Annotated in this window: 20 protein-coding genes; 13 read left to right on the top strand and 7 right to left on the bottom strand. The window is 63.8% G+C overall.

Annotated features, from left to right (window positions below):
• Positions 1-2: 2 nt before the first annotated feature.
• Positions 3-530, bottom strand: coding sequence for a hypothetical protein (locus LJF34_RS06485; RefSeq protein WP_231184034.1), 528 nt, complete (start codon positions 528-530; stop codon positions 3-5).
• A gap of 239 nt (positions 531-769) precedes the next feature.
• Between LJF34_RS06485 and LJF34_RS06480 the strand changes: the two genes are divergently transcribed.
• Positions 770-1,336: a J domain-containing protein gene (locus LJF34_RS06480; RefSeq protein WP_231185045.1), complete on the top strand. Its 567-nt coding sequence runs from the start codon at positions 770-772 to the stop codon at positions 1,334-1,336.
• A gap of 1 nt (position 1,337) precedes the next feature.
• Here the strand turns inward: LJF34_RS06480 and LJF34_RS06475 are convergent, their stop codons facing one another.
• Positions 1,338-2,120 carry a MarR family transcriptional regulator gene (locus tag LJF34_RS06475; RefSeq protein ID WP_231184033.1) on the bottom strand — a complete coding sequence of 261 codons (783 nt, stop codon included), beginning with the start codon at positions 2,118-2,120 and terminating at the stop codon, positions 1,338-1,340.
• Positions 2,121-2,364: 244 nt separating this feature from the next.
• Between LJF34_RS06475 and artA the strand changes: the two genes are divergently transcribed.
• Positions 2,365-3,306, top strand: coding sequence for an archaeosortase A (gene artA, locus LJF34_RS06470; RefSeq protein ID WP_231184032.1), 942 nt, complete (start codon positions 2,365-2,367; stop codon positions 3,304-3,306).
• On the top strand, positions 3,293-3,979 hold the full coding sequence (locus tag LJF34_RS06465; protein WP_231184031.1) for a metallophosphoesterase: 687 nt from the start codon (positions 3,293-3,295) through the stop codon (positions 3,977-3,979). The genes artA and LJF34_RS06465 overlap by 14 nt, the downstream gene beginning before the upstream one ends.
• 24 nt (positions 3,980-4,003) lie before the next feature.
• Here LJF34_RS06465 and LJF34_RS06460 read toward each other — a convergent pair whose 3' ends face one another.
• The 3 genes from LJF34_RS06460 to LJF34_RS06450 all read right to left on the bottom strand — a co-directional run bounded on the left by LJF34_RS06460 (position 4,004) and on the right by LJF34_RS06450 (position 6,990).
• Positions 4,004-4,912 carry a YegS/Rv2252/BmrU family lipid kinase gene (locus LJF34_RS06460; protein ID WP_231184030.1) on the bottom strand — a complete coding sequence of 303 codons (909 nt, stop codon included), beginning with the start codon at positions 4,910-4,912 and terminating at the stop codon, positions 4,004-4,006.
• A gap of 105 nt (positions 4,913-5,017) precedes the next feature.
• On the bottom strand, positions 5,018-6,277 hold the full coding sequence (locus LJF34_RS06455) for an NAD(P)/FAD-dependent oxidoreductase (protein WP_231184029.1): 1,260 nt from the start codon (positions 6,275-6,277) through the stop codon (positions 5,018-5,020).
• A 74-nt stretch (positions 6,278-6,351) separates the two neighbouring features.
• Positions 6,352-6,990 (bottom strand): NUDIX domain-containing protein, encoded by a 639-nt coding sequence (locus LJF34_RS06450; protein ID WP_231184028.1) that lies wholly within the window; start codon positions 6,988-6,990, stop codon positions 6,352-6,354.
• Positions 6,991-7,067: 77 nt separating this feature from the next.
• On the opposite strand from LJF34_RS06450, the gene LJF34_RS06445 reads away from it, so the two are divergent.
• The gene (locus tag LJF34_RS06445) at positions 7,068-8,261 is read left to right on the top strand and encodes a threonine synthase (RefSeq protein ID WP_231184027.1); all 1,194 of its coding nucleotides are present in this window, start codon (positions 7,068-7,070) and stop codon (positions 8,259-8,261) included.
• 11 nt (positions 8,262-8,272) lie between these two features.
• Positions 8,273-8,458 (top strand): hypothetical protein, encoded by a 186-nt coding sequence (locus LJF34_RS06440; RefSeq protein WP_231184025.1) that lies wholly within the window; start codon positions 8,273-8,275, stop codon positions 8,456-8,458.
• Between the two features lie 154 nt (positions 8,459-8,612).
• On the opposite strand, the gene LJF34_RS06435 is transcribed toward LJF34_RS06440, so the two are convergent.
• Together LJF34_RS06435 and ribH are read right to left on the bottom strand one after the other, a co-directional pair.
• Positions 8,613-9,803, bottom strand: a complete 1,191-nt coding sequence (locus tag LJF34_RS06435; RefSeq protein WP_231184023.1) for a pyridoxal phosphate-dependent aminotransferase — start codon at positions 9,801-9,803, stop codon at positions 8,613-8,615.
• Entirely contained in the window at positions 9,803-10,207 is a 405-nt protein-coding gene (gene ribH / locus LJF34_RS06430; protein WP_231184021.1) for a 6,7-dimethyl-8-ribityllumazine synthase, read from the bottom strand. The genes LJF34_RS06435 and ribH overlap by 1 nt, the downstream gene beginning before the upstream one ends.
• A gap of 80 nt (positions 10,208-10,287) precedes the next feature.
• Between ribH and LJF34_RS06425 the strand changes: the two genes are divergently transcribed.
• The 8 genes from LJF34_RS06425 (at position 10,288) to LJF34_RS06390 (ending at position 18,461) form a co-directional block, all read left to right on the top strand.
• Positions 10,288-12,039: a flippase activity-associated protein Agl23 gene (locus LJF34_RS06425; RefSeq protein WP_231184019.1), complete on the top strand. Its 1,752-nt coding sequence runs from the start codon at positions 10,288-10,290 to the stop codon at positions 12,037-12,039.
• Positions 12,040-12,126: 87 nt separating this feature from the next.
• Positions 12,127-13,347, top strand: a complete 1,221-nt coding sequence (locus tag LJF34_RS06420; RefSeq protein ID WP_231184018.1) for a 5-(carboxyamino)imidazole ribonucleotide synthase — start codon at positions 12,127-12,129, stop codon at positions 13,345-13,347.
• On the top strand, positions 13,344-13,964 hold the full coding sequence (purE, locus tag LJF34_RS06415) for a 5-(carboxyamino)imidazole ribonucleotide mutase (RefSeq protein ID WP_231184017.1): 621 nt from the start codon (positions 13,344-13,346) through the stop codon (positions 13,962-13,964). Before LJF34_RS06420 ends, purE begins: the two co-directional genes overlap by 4 nt.
• Positions 13,965-14,151: 187 nt before the next feature.
• Entirely contained in the window at positions 14,152-14,559 is a 408-nt protein-coding gene (locus LJF34_RS06410) for an NADH-quinone oxidoreductase subunit A (protein WP_007978281.1), read from the top strand.
• Positions 14,556-15,260: an NADH-quinone oxidoreductase subunit B gene (locus tag LJF34_RS06405; RefSeq protein WP_231184016.1), complete on the top strand. Its 705-nt coding sequence runs from the start codon at positions 14,556-14,558 to the stop codon at positions 15,258-15,260. Before LJF34_RS06410 ends, LJF34_RS06405 begins: the two co-directional genes overlap by 4 nt.
• Positions 15,257-16,912, top strand: a complete 1,656-nt coding sequence (locus tag LJF34_RS06400; protein WP_231184015.1) for an NADH-quinone oxidoreductase subunit D — start codon at positions 15,257-15,259, stop codon at positions 16,910-16,912. The genes LJF34_RS06405 and LJF34_RS06400 overlap by 4 nt, the downstream gene beginning before the upstream one ends.
• Positions 16,909-18,003 carry a complex I subunit 1 family protein gene (locus tag LJF34_RS06395; RefSeq protein WP_231184014.1) on the top strand — a complete coding sequence of 365 codons (1,095 nt, stop codon included), beginning with the start codon at positions 16,909-16,911 and terminating at the stop codon, positions 18,001-18,003. The genes LJF34_RS06400 and LJF34_RS06395 overlap by 4 nt, the downstream gene beginning before the upstream one ends.
• The gene (locus LJF34_RS06390) at positions 18,000-18,461 is read left to right on the top strand and encodes an NADH-quinone oxidoreductase subunit I (protein ID WP_231184013.1); all 462 of its coding nucleotides are present in this window, start codon (positions 18,000-18,002) and stop codon (positions 18,459-18,461) included. Before LJF34_RS06395 ends, LJF34_RS06390 begins: the two co-directional genes overlap by 4 nt.
• The last annotated feature ends 36 nt before the right edge of the window (positions 18,462-18,497 follow it).

The raw sequence follows: 18,497 nt of genomic DNA, 5'->3' as shown, positions 1-18,497 counted from the left end.
GGTCAGAACAGCGAGCGCTCCTGTCCGTTGTAGATGTGATACACGGCCGAGACGAGGAAGAACGTGAGGAAGAACCACGTCCAGAATTCGAAATCGAGCATGTGTATCGAAAAGAGGTGGAGTTTCGCCGCGAACAGAACGATGAACTCCAGTACGCCGAGTCCCAGGTAGTACGCCGCCCACGAGACGTCGTGTTTCGGGACGACTTCCATATACACCTCGACCTGCCGCGCTTGGTCTTCGAGGCTTAATTCCTTCGACCGCTGGTCGTAATCGATAATGCCGAGGTCGTCGAGTTTCGGGAGGTGGGTTTGGTGAAGCGAAACGTAAACGCTCTTTCTGACGTTTCGTGGGGGCGGGGACTCGCCGGTTTCGACGGTGGCGATATGCTCGGCGAGGTCATCGACCCCTAGTGAATCCCCCGATTGACGGAGGTAGCGAATCGTCTCACGCCGTCGTTCGTTCCGCAAGACGTTGTGGATCTGACTCTCGTCGAGTTCCCCTCTCGTCTCCGGTTCGGTCAGTTTCATTGCTTGGAGCCAAACATGGGTTATCCTTGCGTCCGGTACACGCACATATATTATAACCAAGGGTATTAAGTTTGCCACCCAGCGAGTTTTTATTTCAATTAACAACCATATGAAATATGTCGTCGGCATTCGATTTGCGATTCGCAGTCAGGACAGTCTCTTCCCGATTCGAGGCAGCCTCCCGAGATATTTCCCGTCCGGCGGGGATTTGATTACCGTTCGTGCCCTACAGAGACAGCATGCCCGAGTGGTTGGTCCTCGGATTGTGGCTAACGCTAGCCGTCGCAGTCGTCATTGCCGGCATCTTCGTCGTCGGCGTTCGGCTGTTTCCGACGCCACAATCCACGAACGCCACCTACATCTTCGGGGAGGGACGACGGCGTATCGAAATCCGCCAGTACCTCCGCGCCATCGGCGAGAACTTCGCCGAGGACCACTTCGTCGAGGGGCAGCACGTCGCGTTTTATCTCCCCGAACGGGACGTGGCCATCACGTTCGACGCCCGCGCTTTCTTCCGAATCGAGAAGTCGCCGACCTACGCCGTGCTCGTGGAACACGAGATGCCGGGCTATCACCTTGGGGACCGACTCCCCTTCGAAACGCCGACCTTGGAACAGGAGGAGGACGTGGATACGAAGCAGGCCGCGTTCGCCATCCTCGGCGTGCCGACGGGCGCGACGCTCTCGGAGGTCAAAACGGCCTACCGTGAGAAGGTGAAGGACGTGCATCCCGACCACGGCGGCTCACGCGAGGAGTTCCAGCGGGTTCGGGAGGCGTACACGACCGCCAAGAACCACTGTAGCTGAGTCACTCGATGTTCGCGACTTCGTAAGCGACGCCGACGTCGCGCAGCGCGTCGGTGACGCGTCCCACGCTGTCCGAGGTTGCGACGATGACGACGTCCAAGCCGCGTTCCGCCGCCTCGGCGGCCACCTCCCCCGGCGCGAACGTCGTGTCGGGGTCAAGCCCCGCGGACCGGAGGGCCACGACGGCTTCGACGCCCGTCGCAGCGAGCACCGGACCGTCCTCGAACGCGGCCGCCAGCGCGTCCGAGTCCACCGTCCGACTGCCGCCCGAACGAACCGGCGGTACCTGATACACCGTCACCCGACCCGGTTCGAGGTCGATGATGCCCTCGAACTCGGTGACGCCGACGTCCGTTCCCTCCTCCGCGTCGGTCGTGGCGATGCCCGTCGCGGGTCCCGCATCTCCCGGCGTCGCGTGGAGGAGACCGCCTTCGAGCGAGAGCGAGACGGTCGTTCCCGCCTCGATATCGGTGCGTGCGATGGCCGCGTCCTCCCCGACGTTGCCGAGGATGTCGTCCGTCACGTGGTCCGCAAACCGGCGGACGTCCGTCGCGGACTGGAGAAGCCAATCGACGCCCTCCTTCGTCGCCCGATAGCGCGAGCGCCCTTCCTTCGTCACGAGACCGTCGTCCACGAGGCCGCGAATGTACTCGCTGACGGCCTGACTCGTGACACCGACGGCCTCGGCGATTTCGCCCTGGCTCACCGCCGGTTGACGGTCCGCGATTTCGGCGAGGATGCGAAACCGGGTTGCGGTCCGTTTGTCCTCCAACACGTTGGCCATGCCCGAATTCTCGGGCGGAACGATAAAAATACCAGCGGTCGAGCGGTGTGACCGTCGTCCGGTTTCTCGTTCGCGGATGGACACGGACCCGGAACCGATGATCGTAACTCGACGGTCGGCAGATGGATGTCAACGTGAGGATGACTGCGGAGCACGTGTTCGCTCAAATCCGCGTGGAACGGCTCCGTGTACGTCCGGACGGGAGAGCGTCAACTCTATATTTTCCGAGAACAACCGACGAAGCGTGATCGAAGTCATCCCCGCCGCCCTTCCCGGCCCCCTCCCGTGGTTGACGACGACCGTCCCCGATTACCTCGTGTGGGTGGTCATCGCCGCGTTCGTCGCCACCGCCGCGCTCGAACGGTACGACCGCGGGATAGCCCGGACCGTCGGTGCGGGCGCATGGGTGCTCTTCGGCGTCTTTTGGGGCGTTCTCTTCCCCCGATTTGCGTTCGAGATGCGGAGCTTCATCGAAGGGGGGCTCAGCCTCCTCGCCGTTCCGCTGTGTGTCTACGCGGGCTACCAACTCTACTCGGGACGGGACTCGCTGTTCGTCCTCTCCCGCGGCGTCGCCGCGATGGGACTCATTTACGTCCCGTTCCTGACCATCGAACCGCTCCGGCAGTGGTTGGTGGAACTCGTGAGCGCCCAGACGAACGCCGTCATCCGGCTTCTCGGATACGACCCCGTGTTCACGATCGCGGAGCAAAACGGCTACCACAGCGCCTTCATCTTCACCGACGGCGCGGGCCATCAGTACTACACCTACCTCGTTCTGGCCTGCACGGGAATCGGCAGCATGAGCATCTTCGGCGGCCTCATCGCCGCGGTCAAGGCACCGCTTCGGCGAAAGCTCCGGGCGTTCGCGCTGGCTATCTCCATCATCTGGGTGCTGAACGTCGTCCGCAACGTCTTCATCTCCGTCGCGTTCGGAAACCAGTGGTTCCAACTGTTCGTCGGCCCCGTCACCTCGCTCACCGGCTACACCGACCCGCGGATGGTCTCGTTTTTCATCGCGGACCGAGTGCTGAGCCAACTGCTCGCTGTCGTCGCGCTCGTCTTCATCCTCTGGTTGGTCGTCCGTGACCTCCCCGAGTTGTTGACGGTCATCGAGGACGTCATCTACCTCGTTACCGGTCGAGAGTACGACTTCCAGCGGGGCATCCGGGCCGATGGCGGACGTTGAGTTCGCGGACCGGGCGGCCTATCTCCCTTCCGCCGACGCGCTCGTCCTCGCCGACCTCCACATCGGCCGTGATGCGACGTCGAACGTCTCGTTTCCGCTCGGCGAACGGCACGATTTGACGGCGCGATTGTCGACCCTCACCGACCGATTTTCGCCGACCGAAATCGTCCTCGCGGGAGACGTTCTCCACGCCTTCGACCGACTCCCGGAGGAGGTCCACGATACGTTCGCCGACCTCGAAGCGCTCGCGGGCGACGCGGGAGCGACCCTCGTCGTCGTTCGCGGCAATCACGACACGAGGGTGGACGAACTGACTGACACGCACGCGGAGTACCCGCTCGCGGACGACACGGTGGTCTGTCACGGCCACGAGGAACCGGAGGGGAGCGCCCCGCGGTACGTCATCGGTCACGACCATCCGGCCATCGAAATCGAGGGGAAGCGGCGGCCTTGTTATCTCCATGGACCGAACGCGTACCGGGATTCGGACCTGCTCGTGCTGCCCGCGTTCAGCCGATTCGCGAGCGGAATGGTCGTAAACGACCTTCGAGGGTCCGGTTTTCAGTCCCCCCTCGTCACCGGCACGGACCCGCTCTGCCCCATCGTTCGTGACGAAGAGACCGACGAAACCTACCGTTTCCCGCCGCTCGCGGAGTTTCGAAGGCTGTTGTGATCGATTTCCGGAAGAGCGCTCACGTCACCCATCCGGGGTCGGTTCGTATCCCGCTCCGACCGAGAATCGCATCGCTTTCGGACGACAACGAACGTCGAGTTCGGCGCGTCGAATCATCTCCCCGTCGAGGCTGAACTGCACCGGTTCGCCGTCGTGTCGGAGGTGCAGTCGCGGAACCTTCACGCGATTCACGTACCCCGAGTCCCGCCGAAAAAGAACGTCGGCGGCACCGGTAGCGAGGTAGTCGAACGACGGCGCGCGTTGGATGACGACCACGTTCAACAGGCCGTCCTCCACGTTCGCGCGTCGTCCGCGCTCGCTCGGGAACCGTCGCCCGTTTCCGATGAGGAGCATGACCGCCTCGCCCGACCATATCGGGTCGGTTCGCGGTCCCGCGCGGATGTCGAGTCGCAAGCCGTCGAAGTCGCGCACCTCGGATAACGTGCTCAGCACGTAGGCCACCGGTCCGAGTCGGCGCTTCATCTCCGGCGTGGTACGGGCGCTCGCTTCGGCGGTCAGCCCGCCGACGCAGGAGTTGACGAAGGGACGACCGTCGGCGGCTCCGAGGTCGAGACGCCGCTCTTCGCCCGATTCGAGCACCTCGAAGGCGTGGGCGACGCTCCGAATCCCGACGTTGTCGGCGAAGTCGTTGCCGGTCCCGGTCGGTATCACCCCGAGGCGAACTCGGTCGAGTGCGTCCGCGGCGTCGACCCCCCTGACGACTTCGTTGAGCGTCCCGTCGCCGCCGCAGGCCGCGATGACCGACGCACCCTCTCTCGCCGCCTCCTCGGCGAGCGTCACGGTTTCGCCGCGGGCGGTGCTGTCCCGAACGTCGTACCCGCGGCGAAGCGCGATGTTGCGGGCCTTGACGCCCTTCTTTCGGTCGCCGCCGTTCGGATTTCGAACGAGAACCGCCGTACCCTCCGTGGTCACGTGTTTATTTCGGCGGAGGACCGTCAAAGACCTATTGCCCGTTTCGACGCGAACCGACCGGTATCGGAACGTGATTCCGACGGTTATCGAAACGTGAGTCCACCGCTATCGCAGGTCGCCGTACACGGCCAGCGCGGCCTTTCGTCCGCTCTCCATCGCGGCGTTGAGCGAGGAGGCCTCGGTGTACTCTCCGGCGAGGTATACCGACTTCTCGTGCGTTCGATTGCCGGGCAATCGGTCGAAAATACCCGGCGGTTGGGCGAACTGCGCGAACTCGATACGATCGGTGTGGACGCGTTCGAGGTCCGGAAACGTCCGCTCGGGATACCACTCGCGGAGCGTCCTCTCCACCGTCTCCGCCAGTTCCGCGTCGGAATCGTCGGGCGTCCCGAGAAACGTCGCCGAGAGGAGTTCCCGGTCGTCGGGAGCGTATTCCGGTGCGACGGACGACAGCGGAACGACTTCGTTCGGCGCGTCATCGCCGACGTTGAGCAGGAGGCGGTTTCCGACGTCGAGCGGTTCGGCGTGGGAGAAGTACTGGGTGACGCAACCGAGGGCGTGCGTCGGAATCGACTCCACGTCCGACAGCTCACGGGCGGACTTCGGGTCGGTCGCGACGACCGCGGCATCGGCGGTGAGGGTTTCGCCGCCGACTTCGACGTTCACTTCGTCGCCGTTCGGTTCGACCGCGGAGACGCCGTCCCCGACCTGAATCGTCGCACCGGCGACCCGCGCCTTCCGCGCCAACTGCTCGGCTATTTCGCCCATGCCGTTCGCGGGCACCGCGATGTCGCCAGTCGAGAGCATCTTGAACGTAAACTCGAATACTTTCTTCGAGGTCGAAAGCGGCCGGTCGAGGGTGATGCCGCCGTAGAACGGTCCCGCGAAGTTCTCGCGGAACGCGTCGGAAAACCCCCGTTCGCGGAGGTACTCCTCGATGGCCTCGTCCTCCCCCGAGAAGATTTCGCTGTTCGGCGTCCGGGCCAGTTTGCGGCGGAGTCGCAGGGTCCGCAGTTTGTCGCCGAGACGAACCTCACGGTTCGCCATCGAACCGAACACCGTACTCGGGTCACGGACGGGGTCCGCCAGAACCGACCGCTCGCCGGGATGGGCGAGCACCGCACCCGGCGCGAAGCGGCGCAGATCGAGGTCGTCGTAGTCGAGTTCCCGCCGTGCCGCCGGGTAGGCGGTGAAGAGCACCTGAAACCCGCGGTCGAGGACGAATCCGTCTTTTCGGCGGGTTCGGACTCGCCCCCCTACTTCGTCCTCGCGTTCGAACATCTGTACGTCCAGTCCCAACCGGGCGAGATGTCGGGCGGCCACGAGGCCCGCGAGTCCCGCCCCGGCGACGATGACCGTGGTCATACGAACTGGTCGGTCGTCCCTCCTAAACGTCTCTCGGCCGATCTGGTTGGGGTGGTGGAAATGATTGTGGTGAGCTACCGTTCCGTGTCCAACGAACGGATTTCCTCCGCGAACTGCGTTCCGTCCGGTATCTCCTCCACCCCGAACCACGACGCGTTCTCGATGGCCGCCGCAGTCGGATGAATCTCGCCGCCGACCTGCCGGGCGACGAATCCGGCTTGCAACACCGGCATCGGCACGCCGTTTCCGTAGTCGAAGCGGAGCGTCTCGGTGAACAGCAGGTCGGTCGCCTCGCACTCGATTCCGGTCTCCTCGCGGGTTTCTCGCTCCGCTGTTTCGGCGACCGATTCGCCTCTATCGCCTTGCTCGCGGTGTTCACCACTCGCTCTTTCCGAGACGCGTAGCGTCTCGCCCTGCTCACGGAATTCTCCGTTCGCTTTCTTCGAGGCGCGTAGCGCCTCGCCTTTCCCTCCCGGTGGTTCCCACTCCGAGGAGTGGCCGGAGTCCTGAATCAATAGTACTCGTCCGTCCTCCACCACGAAACAGACCGCGACCCACGGAAAGATGTCGTCCGGCGTACGTGGGAAGTCGTACTCCGGAACGTGAATCGGGTCGCGAACACGGTGAGGGACGTCGCCCCAGCGCTCCGTCAGCGATTCCCGGAGGGCTTCGACGCGGTCCGCGAGAACCGACTGAACCTCGTCCGATCGCATGTCCGACAGTTGTAGTGCAGGGGCAAAAGGGGCGGGGGATGGACAGGGCTTAGTGTCCCGCCTGCCCACAATCGGGCATGGAGACGACGGACGCATTCATCGGCCTGACGTGCGTGGACTGCGGCGAGACGTTCGACGCCGAGGTTGGGACACACCGCTGTCCCGACTGCGACGGCATCCTCGACCCGGATTACGACTACGATGAAATCGACGTGTCACGTGCGGACCTCGAATCTCGACCGTTCGAGACGATGTGGAAGTACGCGGAACTGCTCCCGTTCACTCGTGAATCGGCGGTGACGATGGACGAGGGCGCGACCGCGCTCGTGGACTGTCCGACCCTCGCCGAGGAGATGGGCGTCGAACGAGTCCTGTTCAAGGACGAGGGTCGCAACCCGACGGGGACGTTCAAGGACCGCGGCCAGACGATGGCCGTGACGGCGGCGGCCCAGCACGGCGCGACGGACATCGCGCTTGCCTCGGCCGGAAACGCCGGACAGGCCGCCGCGGCGTACGCCGCCCGCGCCGACATCGAACCGCACGTCTTCCTCCCGACCCGCTCCGGGTTCACCAACAAGGCGATGGTCAACGTCCACGGCGGCGACATGACCGTCGTCGAGGGGCGAATCGGCGACGCGGGTGCGGCCTACGCCGACGCGATGGAAGCGGAGGACAACTGGTACTCCGTCAAGACGTTCGTCACGCCCTACCGCCACGAGGGCAAGAAGACGATGTTCTACGAAATCGCCGAGCAGATGGACTGGGACGTCCCCGACGCCATCGTCTACCCGACCGGCGGCGGCGTCGGTCTGATCGGCATGCACAAGGCCGCAAAGGAGTTCCGCGATTTGGGGCTCACCGACGACCTCCCGGCGATGTACGCCGCCCAAGCGACCGGGTGTGCGCCCATCGTGAAGGCGTGGGAGGAGGGCACGGACGTTCACGAGGCGTGGGAGACGCCGGACACCATCTGCGGCGGCATCGAGATTCCAGACCCCGGCGCGAGTCCCATGATTCTGGACGCGCTCCGCGAGAGCGACGGCGGCGCGGTGGCGACCAGCGACGAGGACATCCTCGACTCGGCGGTCGCGGTCGCACAGAAGGAGGGCTTGGAGATGGGCGCGACCTGCGCCGCCGCCGCCAGCGGCGCGTGGGAACTCGCACAACGGGGGGAGTTCGACGAGGACGATACCGTCGTCATCCTCAACACCGGCGAAGGCAACAAGGACGACGACGTTCTCCGCAGTCACCTGATGGGAATGGGCGTCTGAGGCGAGGACTGATGGCCCGCTCTCCAAGACGGCGTGCACTCGTCGTATTCGCCGCCGGATACGTCGTGGTCATGCTCGTTTCGCTATTCGCGTTCGAATATGGTCTTCAGCGAGCCGTCGTGTCCTCCCTCTTCCCGGCAATCGGCGCGGCCGTCGGCGTCTACATCGCCAACCGGTTCGTCCTACGGAATCGCTAAACGAGGGAGTTCTCCCGACGGGGTGCTGTTTCCGTCCGTAGATTTATATCGGAGACCGGAACCAGTGTGGTTCGAGGTGACAAAAATCGTGGTTTCGCCCTACCCGTCCAGCGACGGTTCGGTCTGCTTGACGGTCGAAAACAGTCCGCTCCCGCTACAGCAGGTCGCTCTCGACTAACCGCTCGACAGCTTCCTCGATTCGGTCGAGGCTCGCGGCGTAGGAGATACGAGCGTAGCCGGGCGCACCGAAAGCACTGCCCGGAACCGTGGCGACGTGGGCCTGCTCCAGTGCGTCCTCACACCACTGCTGGTCGTCCGCTCGCGGGTCGCTTTGCTCCCCGCTCGCATCCGAGGCCCGTTGCGCCTCGCCCACCGGAATCATCAGATAGAACGCCCCGTCGGGCGTTCCGGCGTCCACGTCGTGTTGTTTCAGCAGGGCGACGAGGCGGTCGCGGCGCTCGTGGAACGCCTCGACCATCTCGTTCACGTCGTCCTCGGTGTTCGCCAGCGCTTCCAGACCCGCGTGCTGGACGAAGTTCGTCGCCGCGGAGACGGAGTGTGAATGCAGTTTCGCCGCCTCCGAGACGAACTCCTCCGGCGCGGCGAGGTAGCCGAGTCGCCACCCCGTCATGGAGTAGGCCTTGGAGAAGCCGTTGACCGTTATCGTGCGCTCGAACATGCCGTCGAGGGTTCCGAGGCTGGTGAACTCCGCGCCGTAGGTTATCCGCTCGTAAATCTCGTCGCTGATGACCGTGATGTCGTGTTCGACCGCCAAATCGCGGACGCCTTCCAGCGCGGCGTCGGAGTAGACCGCGCCGGTCGGGTTCGACGGCGAGTTGACGACGAGCAGTTCGGTGTCGTCCGAGACGGCCTCGGCGAGGTCGTCGAGAGCGGGTTCGAGTTTGAAGTCGTGTGGGGCGAGGTCCACGCGGTTCAGGTCGCCGCCCGCGAGTTTGACCATCGCCTCGTAGGACACCCACGCCGGGTCGAGGAGGACGACCTCGTCCCCGTCGTCGACGACGGTCTGTACTGTTTCGTAGAGCGCCTGCTTCGCGCCGGGGGTGACGATGACGTTGTCCGCCTCGTACGGGAGGCCGTCACCTTGCAGTTTCTCCGCGATGGCCTCGCGGAGTTCCGGGACGCCCTTCGACGACGGGTACCCGGTATGTCCGTCCTCCATCGCGGTTTCACACGCTTCCACGACGTTCGCCGGCGTCGGGAAGTCGGGTTCGCCGACGCTCAGGTCGATGACGTCCGCGCCATCGGCTTTCAGTTCCGACGCGAGGCTGCTGATAGCCAGCGTCGCGCTCGGTTCGACACGTTGAATCCTGTCCGAGAAGTCCATTATTGTAGTTCCTCCACTAAATCGAGTGCACCTTCGACCGCCCGTGCACCGTAGTCGGTACGCTCGCGGGCCTCCGCCGCGGACATGCCGGGGCCGGTGATACCGAGTGCGACCGGCGTGTCCCGCTTCAGGCTGACGTCGGTGAGCTTTTGGGTCGTCGCGGTCGTGATAACGTGATCGTGGTCGGTGTCGCCGGTGATGACAGCACCGAGAACCGCGACCCCGTCGATGTCGTCCCGGCGGGCGAGACGGTCCGCCGCGAGCGGCGAATCGTACGCGCCGGGCACGTGTAGCGTTTCGAGGATTTCTGCACCTCGCTCGGCGGCAGCCTCGCGCGCCGACGCCTCCATCCGCTCCGTTATCGGCGCGTTAAACTCCGCGACGACGAGTCCGAGCGTTACCATGTGTGGCGGGAAGCCAGCACGGCTAAAAGAACTACCGCTCTCCGCAAGGCTTGTATCCCCGCTACGTCTTGAGGGAAACAATGAGTTCGAGCGAACACCCGCTGACCGGGTGGACGGCCCGAAACCGGGGTTTCGCTTTCATCTGTGCCATTACGGTGCTAGCACTAGCGCTCCGGCTTTTCGGTCTCGGCACCCGGTTCGCCCATTGGGACGAAGCCCGCGTCGGCTACTGGATACTCCGCTATCAGGAGACCGGCGTCTGGAATTACTATCCGCCGATTCACGGGCCATTCTTCCCGCAGGTGAACAGCGTCCTGTTCGAACTGTTCGGCGCGAGCGACTTCGTGGCGCGTCTGCCGGTGGCACTCGTCACCGGACTGGTGCCGCTGGCCGCGTGGCTCTACCGCGACCACCTCGGCGACTCCGAGATGGTGGCGTTCGCGTTCTTCCTCGCCGTGAACCCCGTCGTCCTCTACTATTCGCGATTCATGCGGTACGACGTGTTGCTCGCGGCGTTCATGGTGTTCGCGCTCGGTTTCTACCTCCGCGCACAGGCGACCGGGAAGGCGCGATACCTCTACGCCGGAACCGCGGCGTTGGCGCTCGGCTTCACGACGAAGGAAAACGCCATTCTGTACGTCCTCGCGTGGCTCGGAGCGCTCGTCCTGCTGTTCGATCATCGCCTGCTCCTCTCCCGGAACCACGACCGGAAATGGACCGAGACGTTCGTCGACACGACCAAAGAAACCGGTCGGGGGCTCCTTCGATTCGCTCCGCACATCCTCGTCGCGCTGGTGGAGTTCTTCGTCATCATCGTCTACTTCTACGCGCCTCGGGCGAACGGCACCGGCGGCCCCGGACTGTGGAAGGCGTTCTCGAACCCGGGGATGTTCGGCGCGGTGATTTCGGAGGCGACGGTCGGCTCGTGGAACGAGTTCACCGGTCAGTGGGTCAAGAGCCAAGGCCACGCCTACCTCCCCTTCCTCGAACACTTCATCACAGTCCTCGAACAGGGTGCGCTCGTCGTCGTCGTCCTCTCCGTTCTCGGCTTTATCGCGGCACGATACGTTGATGACCGCCCGCGCGACCTCGTTTCGTTCGCGTTCTACTGGGGCGTGGTGAGCATCCTCGGCTACCCGCTCGTGACCGACATCCAGGCCGGGTGGGTGACGGTGCACGCCATCGTCCCGCTCATGATCCCCGCAGCCGTCGGTGCGGGAATCATCTACCGCTGGGGACGGGAAGCGTACGAGGACGGCGACCGGATCGGAACGAGCGCGACGGGTGTCATATCCCTCGTTCTCGTCGTACTGATCCTCTTTCCTGCGACGACCGTCGTCTACATGCATCCCCAAGACCCCGACACGCCGAGCGTGTTCGGCGGACAACGCCACAACGACATCGTCCAGTGGGGACAACCGGCTGCCGATATCAAACCGACGATGGAGAAGGTACAGCAGGTGTCGAAAGCGAACGAGGGAGGGACCGACGTGCTGTACTACGGCTACGTGGACGATCAGAGTAACTACGTGTTCTACGTCCCGGCCGAGGGTAACATCGATAGCGTGCGCGGCCAAGGCGGCTGGTACAACCGCCTCCCGCTCCCGTGGTACACCGAGATGGTGGACGCGAACGTTGACAGCACGTTGAAGAACGAAACCCTCCAAACCCGCCAACCGCCGGTCGTCATCACGCGGACGTCACACAAGAAGGACGTCGCGAAGTACCTCGACGGCTACCGCGTCTACGACCACAAACTCACGCTCTGGGGCGCGCCGACGACGATTTACATCAAGGAAAGCGCGCTTCGGAAGGCGAACCGAGCCGCGTAATCCGCCCATAAAGCGATGCACGTTCGTGTTCATTCCTAGTCGTAGTTGGCAAATCTTATGCACCCACAGGGATAGCTTTCGGACAACATGGTTACGGCATCACCGCTTACCCTCGGCGTCGTCGGCGGCGGTCAACTCGGTCGGATGCTCGCGGAGGCGGCGTCCCCGCTCGGCGTCGAACTGATAGTTCTCGACCCGACACCCGACTGCCCGGCATCGCTCGTCGCCCGCGACCAGATCGTCGGCGACTTCGACGACGAGGAGGCGATTCGAGAGCTGGCCGAGCGAAGCGACGCGCTGACCTTCGAAATCGAACTCGCGGACCCCGACGTGCTCGAAGCGGTCAGCGAGGAGTACGACGTGCCGGTCCACCCGGACCCGGCGACGCTCCGGACCATTCAGGACAAACTCGTCCAGAAGCGTGCGCTACAGGACCGCGGAATTCCGGTGCCCGACTTCCGACCCGTCGACTCCCGAGAGGACCTCCTCGAAGCGGGCGAGGAGTTCGGCTACCCGATGATGCTGAAAGCGCGGCGCGGCGGCTACGACGGTCGCGGAAACGTCCCCGTGGAGGACGAGGACGACGTGGACGACGCGCTCTCGCAGGTCTCGGGCGAGTTGATGGTCGAGGAGTTCGTCCCCTTCGAGCGCGAACTCTCGGTCATCGCCGTCAAGGGCGACGACGAGGTGGCGACGTTCCCCGTCGGCGAGAACGTCCACGAGGAGGAAATCCTCCGGCAGACCGTCGTTCCCGCTCGGACCTCCGACGAGGTCCGAGAACGCGCCGAAGACGTCGCCCACGAGGTGCTTTCGGCCCTCTCCGGGCGCGGGACGTACGGAATCGAGCTATTTGAGTGCGAGGCGCGAAGCGCCTCGCAAACGTCGAGCGGGGAGCAACGCGACCCGCGAGCGGCGGAGAGTGAAATTCTCGTCAACGAAATCGCACCGCGGCCGCACAACTCCGGCCACTACACCATCGAGGGCGCGCTGACCTCCCAGTTCGAACAGCACGCCCGCGGCGTCCTCGGCTATCCGCTCGGGGCGACGGACCTCCGCAGTCCGGTCGTGAGTTCGAACGTCCTCGGCGACGTCGACGAACCCGAATCCGCCGACCTCTCCGGAGTCGAGGGCGTGCTCTCGACCGACGGCGCTGCCTTCCACTGGTACGGCAAACGCGAGGTTCGCCCGCTCCGGAAGATGGGTCACGTCACGCTCGTCGGCGACGACCTCGATGCGGACGACGAATCGACGCTCACCGACCTGCTCGAAACCACGCGCGAACTCACCGACTCACTCTCGTTCCAATGACCACCGCAGAATCCGTCACCACGCTCATCGAACAGTTCGAAGCCGAAGCGAACCGCGACCGACCGACGGAGGAGACGCCCGAGGTCGGCATCGTCATGGGAAGCGACTCCGACTTGGACGTGATGTCGGGGGCCTACGACGCGCTCACCGAACTCGGCTTCGAGGAAGTGACCGACGACGAGAACCCGCCGGACGCGCGATTCACGTTCGAGACCTACGTCGTCTCGGCCCACCGAACCCCGGAGTTGATGTACAGTTACGCGAAGACGGCCGAGGCGCGCGGTCTGGACGTCATCATCGCCGGTGCGGGCGGCAAGTCCGCCGACCTGCCGAACATGACCGCATCGCTGGCGTACCCGCTCCCCGTCATCGGCGTTCCCGTGCAGGAGAAATCCGTCTCGTCGGTCATCGGGATGCCGACCGGCGCGCCCATCGTCGCCGTGGACGCGGGCAAGTCGTTCAACGCCGCGCTCTCGGCCGTGCAAATCCTCGCGCGCGAACACGACGACCTCCGAAAACGATTGGTTTCCTACCACGACGACTTGCAGACGGACGTGGGAACCGTCTCACGCCGGCTCCACGAGGCGGGAACGCCCGCGTTCCGCGACGGCGACTAACCGATATTTTTCGATTAATTCATCTCGATTTGACTGTCCGTTCGTCGGGGAGAAAGGGGGCGTTTCTGAATAGAAAGCGTTAGTTACCCGAATGCGGGCGATAGCGGCGCTGTCCGGCTATAATCTCAAGAATCAATGCTTATAGGGGTGCGCTCACAAAACACCGCCTGCTAGGAGAAAATCGGTAATGAATCCATGGGTAGCCATTGGCGCGCTAGTGCTCGTGGGACTCGCCATACCATTCAGTATGATGGCTGTGTCGAGTCTCCTCAGACCGAGCGTGCCTGAACAGGGAAAATCCGCCACCTACGAGAGCGGTGAGATTCCAACCGGGACGACGCGCATTCGGTTCAACATTCAGTACTACATGGTTGCGCTGCTGTTCGTCGTCTTCGACATCGAGACGGTCCTCATCTTCCCTTGGACCGTCATCTATCGCAACGCTATCGACAGCGGTGTCAGCCTTGCGACGGTGCTCGTCCCGATGTTGGTCTTCATCGCGGTTCTCGTCGTCGGCCTCGCGTGGGCTTGGCGCAACGGAGCGGTGCGGTGGGTTCGTAGCCCCCGCGGAACGCAACGGAGTATGGAACAATGAGCAACGAACCACGGGAATACATACACGGTAGTACAGCACCCCAAACGAAAACCCGCGAGGCTCGGATGGGCGGGGGTGTCGATGACCGCTTCAACTCGAAACTTCGGGAGGCGTTCGGCGCGTCGCCGTTCATCCTCACGAAGTTCGACAAGTTCATGAACTGGGTGCGGGGGTCGTCGATGTTCATGCTACAGTTCGGTATCGCCTGCTGTAGCATCGAGATGATGCACACGTATGCGGTCAAACACGACTTGGACCGCTTCGGGTCCGGCGTCCCGCGTGCGTCGCCGCGGCAGGCCGACGTGATGATCGTCCCCGGGACGATCGTCTCGAAGTTCGCGCCGCGGATGAAGCGCGTCTACGACCAGATGCCCGAACCCAAGTTCGTCGTGAACATGGGATCGTGCGCCATCAGCGGTGGCCCGTTCCAGGAGGGGTACAACGTCATCAAGGGCGCGGAGGAGGTCATCCCGATCGACATTCACGTTCCCGGATGCCCGCCGCGACCGGAGGCGCTCGTCTACGGCGTCGTCAAGCTTCAGGAGCGCATCGCCAACGGCGAGACCAGTCCGGTGACGGTCAAGCCCTACGAACTGGAACAGTTCAAGGACCTGGAACAGGACGAGTTGGTGGACACGCTCGCGGACCAGATCGACGAGGACTCGCTGGTCATGCGCTACAACTGGGCTGATTCACCATGAGTTCGCAACACGAAGTGCCGGCGGCGCGGGAACTTGACGGCGATCAACTCGCCGCCCTGCTCGGCGACCACGTCATCGGCCGCGACGAGCATCTCAACGCGCCCGGATTCGTCGTTCGACCCGACGAGGTGCAGGACGCACTCACCATCCTGCGCGACGAGGCCGGATTCGACCACCTCTCGATGGTCACGGCACAGGACTACGAGGACCGCTACGAGAGTATCTACCATCTGAAGAAGTACGACGACCCGACGCAGGAAGCCAGCGTCGTCGTCCCGTCGCCGCGAGGTGCCCCGGCAAACCAGTCGGCCGAACCCGTCTACCGGGCCGCCGACTGGCACGAGCGGGAAGCATACGACCTCGTCGGTATCGACTACGAGGGTCACCCCGACCTTCGTCGTATCCTCCTCCCCGAGACGTGGCAGGGCCACCCCTTGGCGCGGAACTACGATCAGGACCGGCCACAGATCGTCTCGTTCAACGAGTACGAAAACCCGATTCAGGACGACCACTACGACCGAGAGTCGGACACGATGTTCCTCAACATCGGTCCACACCACCCGGCGACGCACGGTGTGTTGCACCTGAAGACGACGCTCGACGGCGAACAGGTCGCGGATGTCGATCCCGACATCGGCTACCTCCACCGCTGCGAGGAGCAGATGGCCCAGAACGGAACGTACCGGCATCAAATCATGCCGTACCCCGACCGCTGGGACTACGCGTCCGCCGGCCTGCTCAACGAGTGGGCCTACGCGCGCGTGGCCGAGGACCTGAACGACATCGACGTGCCGGAGTACGCACAGATAATCCGGACGATGGGGGCGGAACTCTGCCGCATCGCGTCGCACATGTTGGCGCTCGGGACGTTCTGTCTCGACATCTACGGCGACTTCACTGCTATCTTCATGTACGCGATGCGCGACCGGGAAATCGTCCAGAACATACTGGAGGACCTCACCGGCCAGCGCATGATGTTCAACTACTTCCGCCTCGGCGGCGTCGTCTGGGACATCCCGGAACCGCGAGAGGAGTTCTTCGACAAGACCCGGGACTTCCTCGACGGCCTCCCGGAGGCTCTGGAGGAGTACCACGACCTCATCACGGGCAACGAACTGTTCCAGATTCGGACCATCGGGACCGGGGAACTGGCCCCCGAGGTCGCAAAACAGTACGGCGTCACGGGTCCCGTCGCTCGCGCATCGGGTATCGACTACGACCTGCGTCGCGACGACCCGTACGGCTACTACGACGAACTCGACTGGAACGTCGTCACCGAGGACGGCTGTGACAACTACGCGCGCCTCCTCGTTCGGATGCGCGAAGTCGAGGAGTCGGCGAAGATCATCGAACAGTGTGTGGAACTGCTCGAAGACTGGCCCGAGGACGAACGCGAGATTCAATCCAACGTCCCTCGGACGCTCAAACCGGACGCGGACACGGAGACGTACCGCGCGGTGGAGGGCGCGAAAGGGGAACTCGGCATCTACATCCGCTCGGACGGGACGGACAAGCCCGGCCGATTCAAGATTCGGAGCCCGTGTTTCTGTAACCTCGCGCCGCTCGGCGAGATGTCCAACGGGGAGTACATCCCCGACCTCGTCGCCACCCTCGGCAGCCTCGACGTGATTCTCGGGGAGGTCGACCGATGAATCCGGTCCCGCTACAGGGGTCGAGTCCGGTCCTCCTGCCCGAGCAGATAGCACGCGCGCTGGGCGGCAACAACCCCGGTGCGCCGATAGAGCTCCTCTCGGCGCTCATCGCGGCGGCCGTCATCGGCACAATCATGCTGACGATGACGGCGTTCGCGGGTCCGTGGGCGAAGCGGAAGATCACCGCGGCGTTCACCGACCGTATCGCGGTCAATCGTGTCGGGCCGTTCGGCCTGTTCATCATCGTGGCCGACGCGGTGCGGTTGCTGTCGAAGGAACTCATCATCCCGGAGGGTGCGGACCGTCCGGCGTTCGACCTCGCGCCCGTCATCATGGCGGGTTCGGCGCTGCTCGGTTTCGCGGTCATTCCGATGGGTTCCCTTTTCGGCATCAATCTGCAACTCGCTGACCCCGAGACGGGGCTGGCGTACGTGTTCGCCGTTGCCTCCATCGCCACGCTCGGACTGGTGATGGGTGGTTACGCGTCGAACAACAAGTACTCGCTTCTCGGCGGTCTCCGCGCGGTGGCACAGAACATCGCGTACGAGATTCCGCTCGTCGTGACGGCCGCATCGGTCGTCCTCTTCACGGGGACGCTCCAGATGAGCCAAATCGTCGCTCAACAGCAGGAGACGCTCATCTCCATCGGCGGCATCGCGATTCCGTCGTGGTACGCGTTCGTGAACCCGTTCGCGTTCGTGCTGTTCCTCGCGGCGAACCTCGCGGAAGTCGGGCGTAACCCGTTCGACACGCCGGAAGCGCCGACGGAAATCGTCGCCGGATATCAGACGGAGTACTCCAGCGTGTACTTCGTGCTGTTCTACCTCGGCGAGTTCATCCACATCTTCCTCGGCGGTGCGATAATCGCCACGCTGTTCCTCGGCGGTCCGGACGGCCCCGCGTCGGGTTCCATCGGATTCGTCTGGTTCACGGTGAAGATCTGGGCGGTGTTCCTGTTCACGCAGTGGGCGCGCTCCGCGCTCCCGCGTGTCCGCATCGACCAACTCATCGAAATCGGTTGGAAGGGCATGCTGGTGCTCTCGTTCGCCAACCTGGTTCTCACGGCCATCATCGTGGGGGTGGTGCTATGATCGGACTACTCAAATCGATGGCAACGACGATGAAGCACGCGTTGGACGGGTCGACGTTCACGGTCGAATACCCGGACGTCCCGCCCGAAGTAAGCCCACGCTTCCGTGGGATTCACAAGTTCAGCCAAGAGCGCTGTATCTGGTGTCGCCAGTGCGAGAACGTCTGTCCGAACGACACGATTCAGATCGTTCAGGACGACCAGCGCAACGGCGAACAGTACAACCTCCACGTCGGCCAGTGCATCTACTGCCGACTCTGCGAGGAAGTGTGCCCGGTCGACGCCATTCTGCTCACCCAGAACTTCGAGTTCACGGGTGACACGAAGGACGACTTGGTGTACAACAAAGAACAGTTGAAGAACGTCCCCTGGTACAAAGACATCGACCCACTCGAATCGCGTGAACCGGATCGGAGCGCGTGGATAGGAGAGGGCGAAGGAGCGGTCGATTACCAGTAATTACGCCCGTCTCGAAATCTTGAAAGGGCGTTTACC

Origin of the sequence: Haladaptatus sp. DYF46, assembly GCF_021083305.1 — an archaeon.
Classification (GTDB): domain Archaea; phylum Halobacteriota; class Halobacteria; order Halobacteriales; family Haladaptataceae; genus Haladaptatus.
This window is presented reverse-complemented; position numbering and strand designations above follow the sequence as displayed.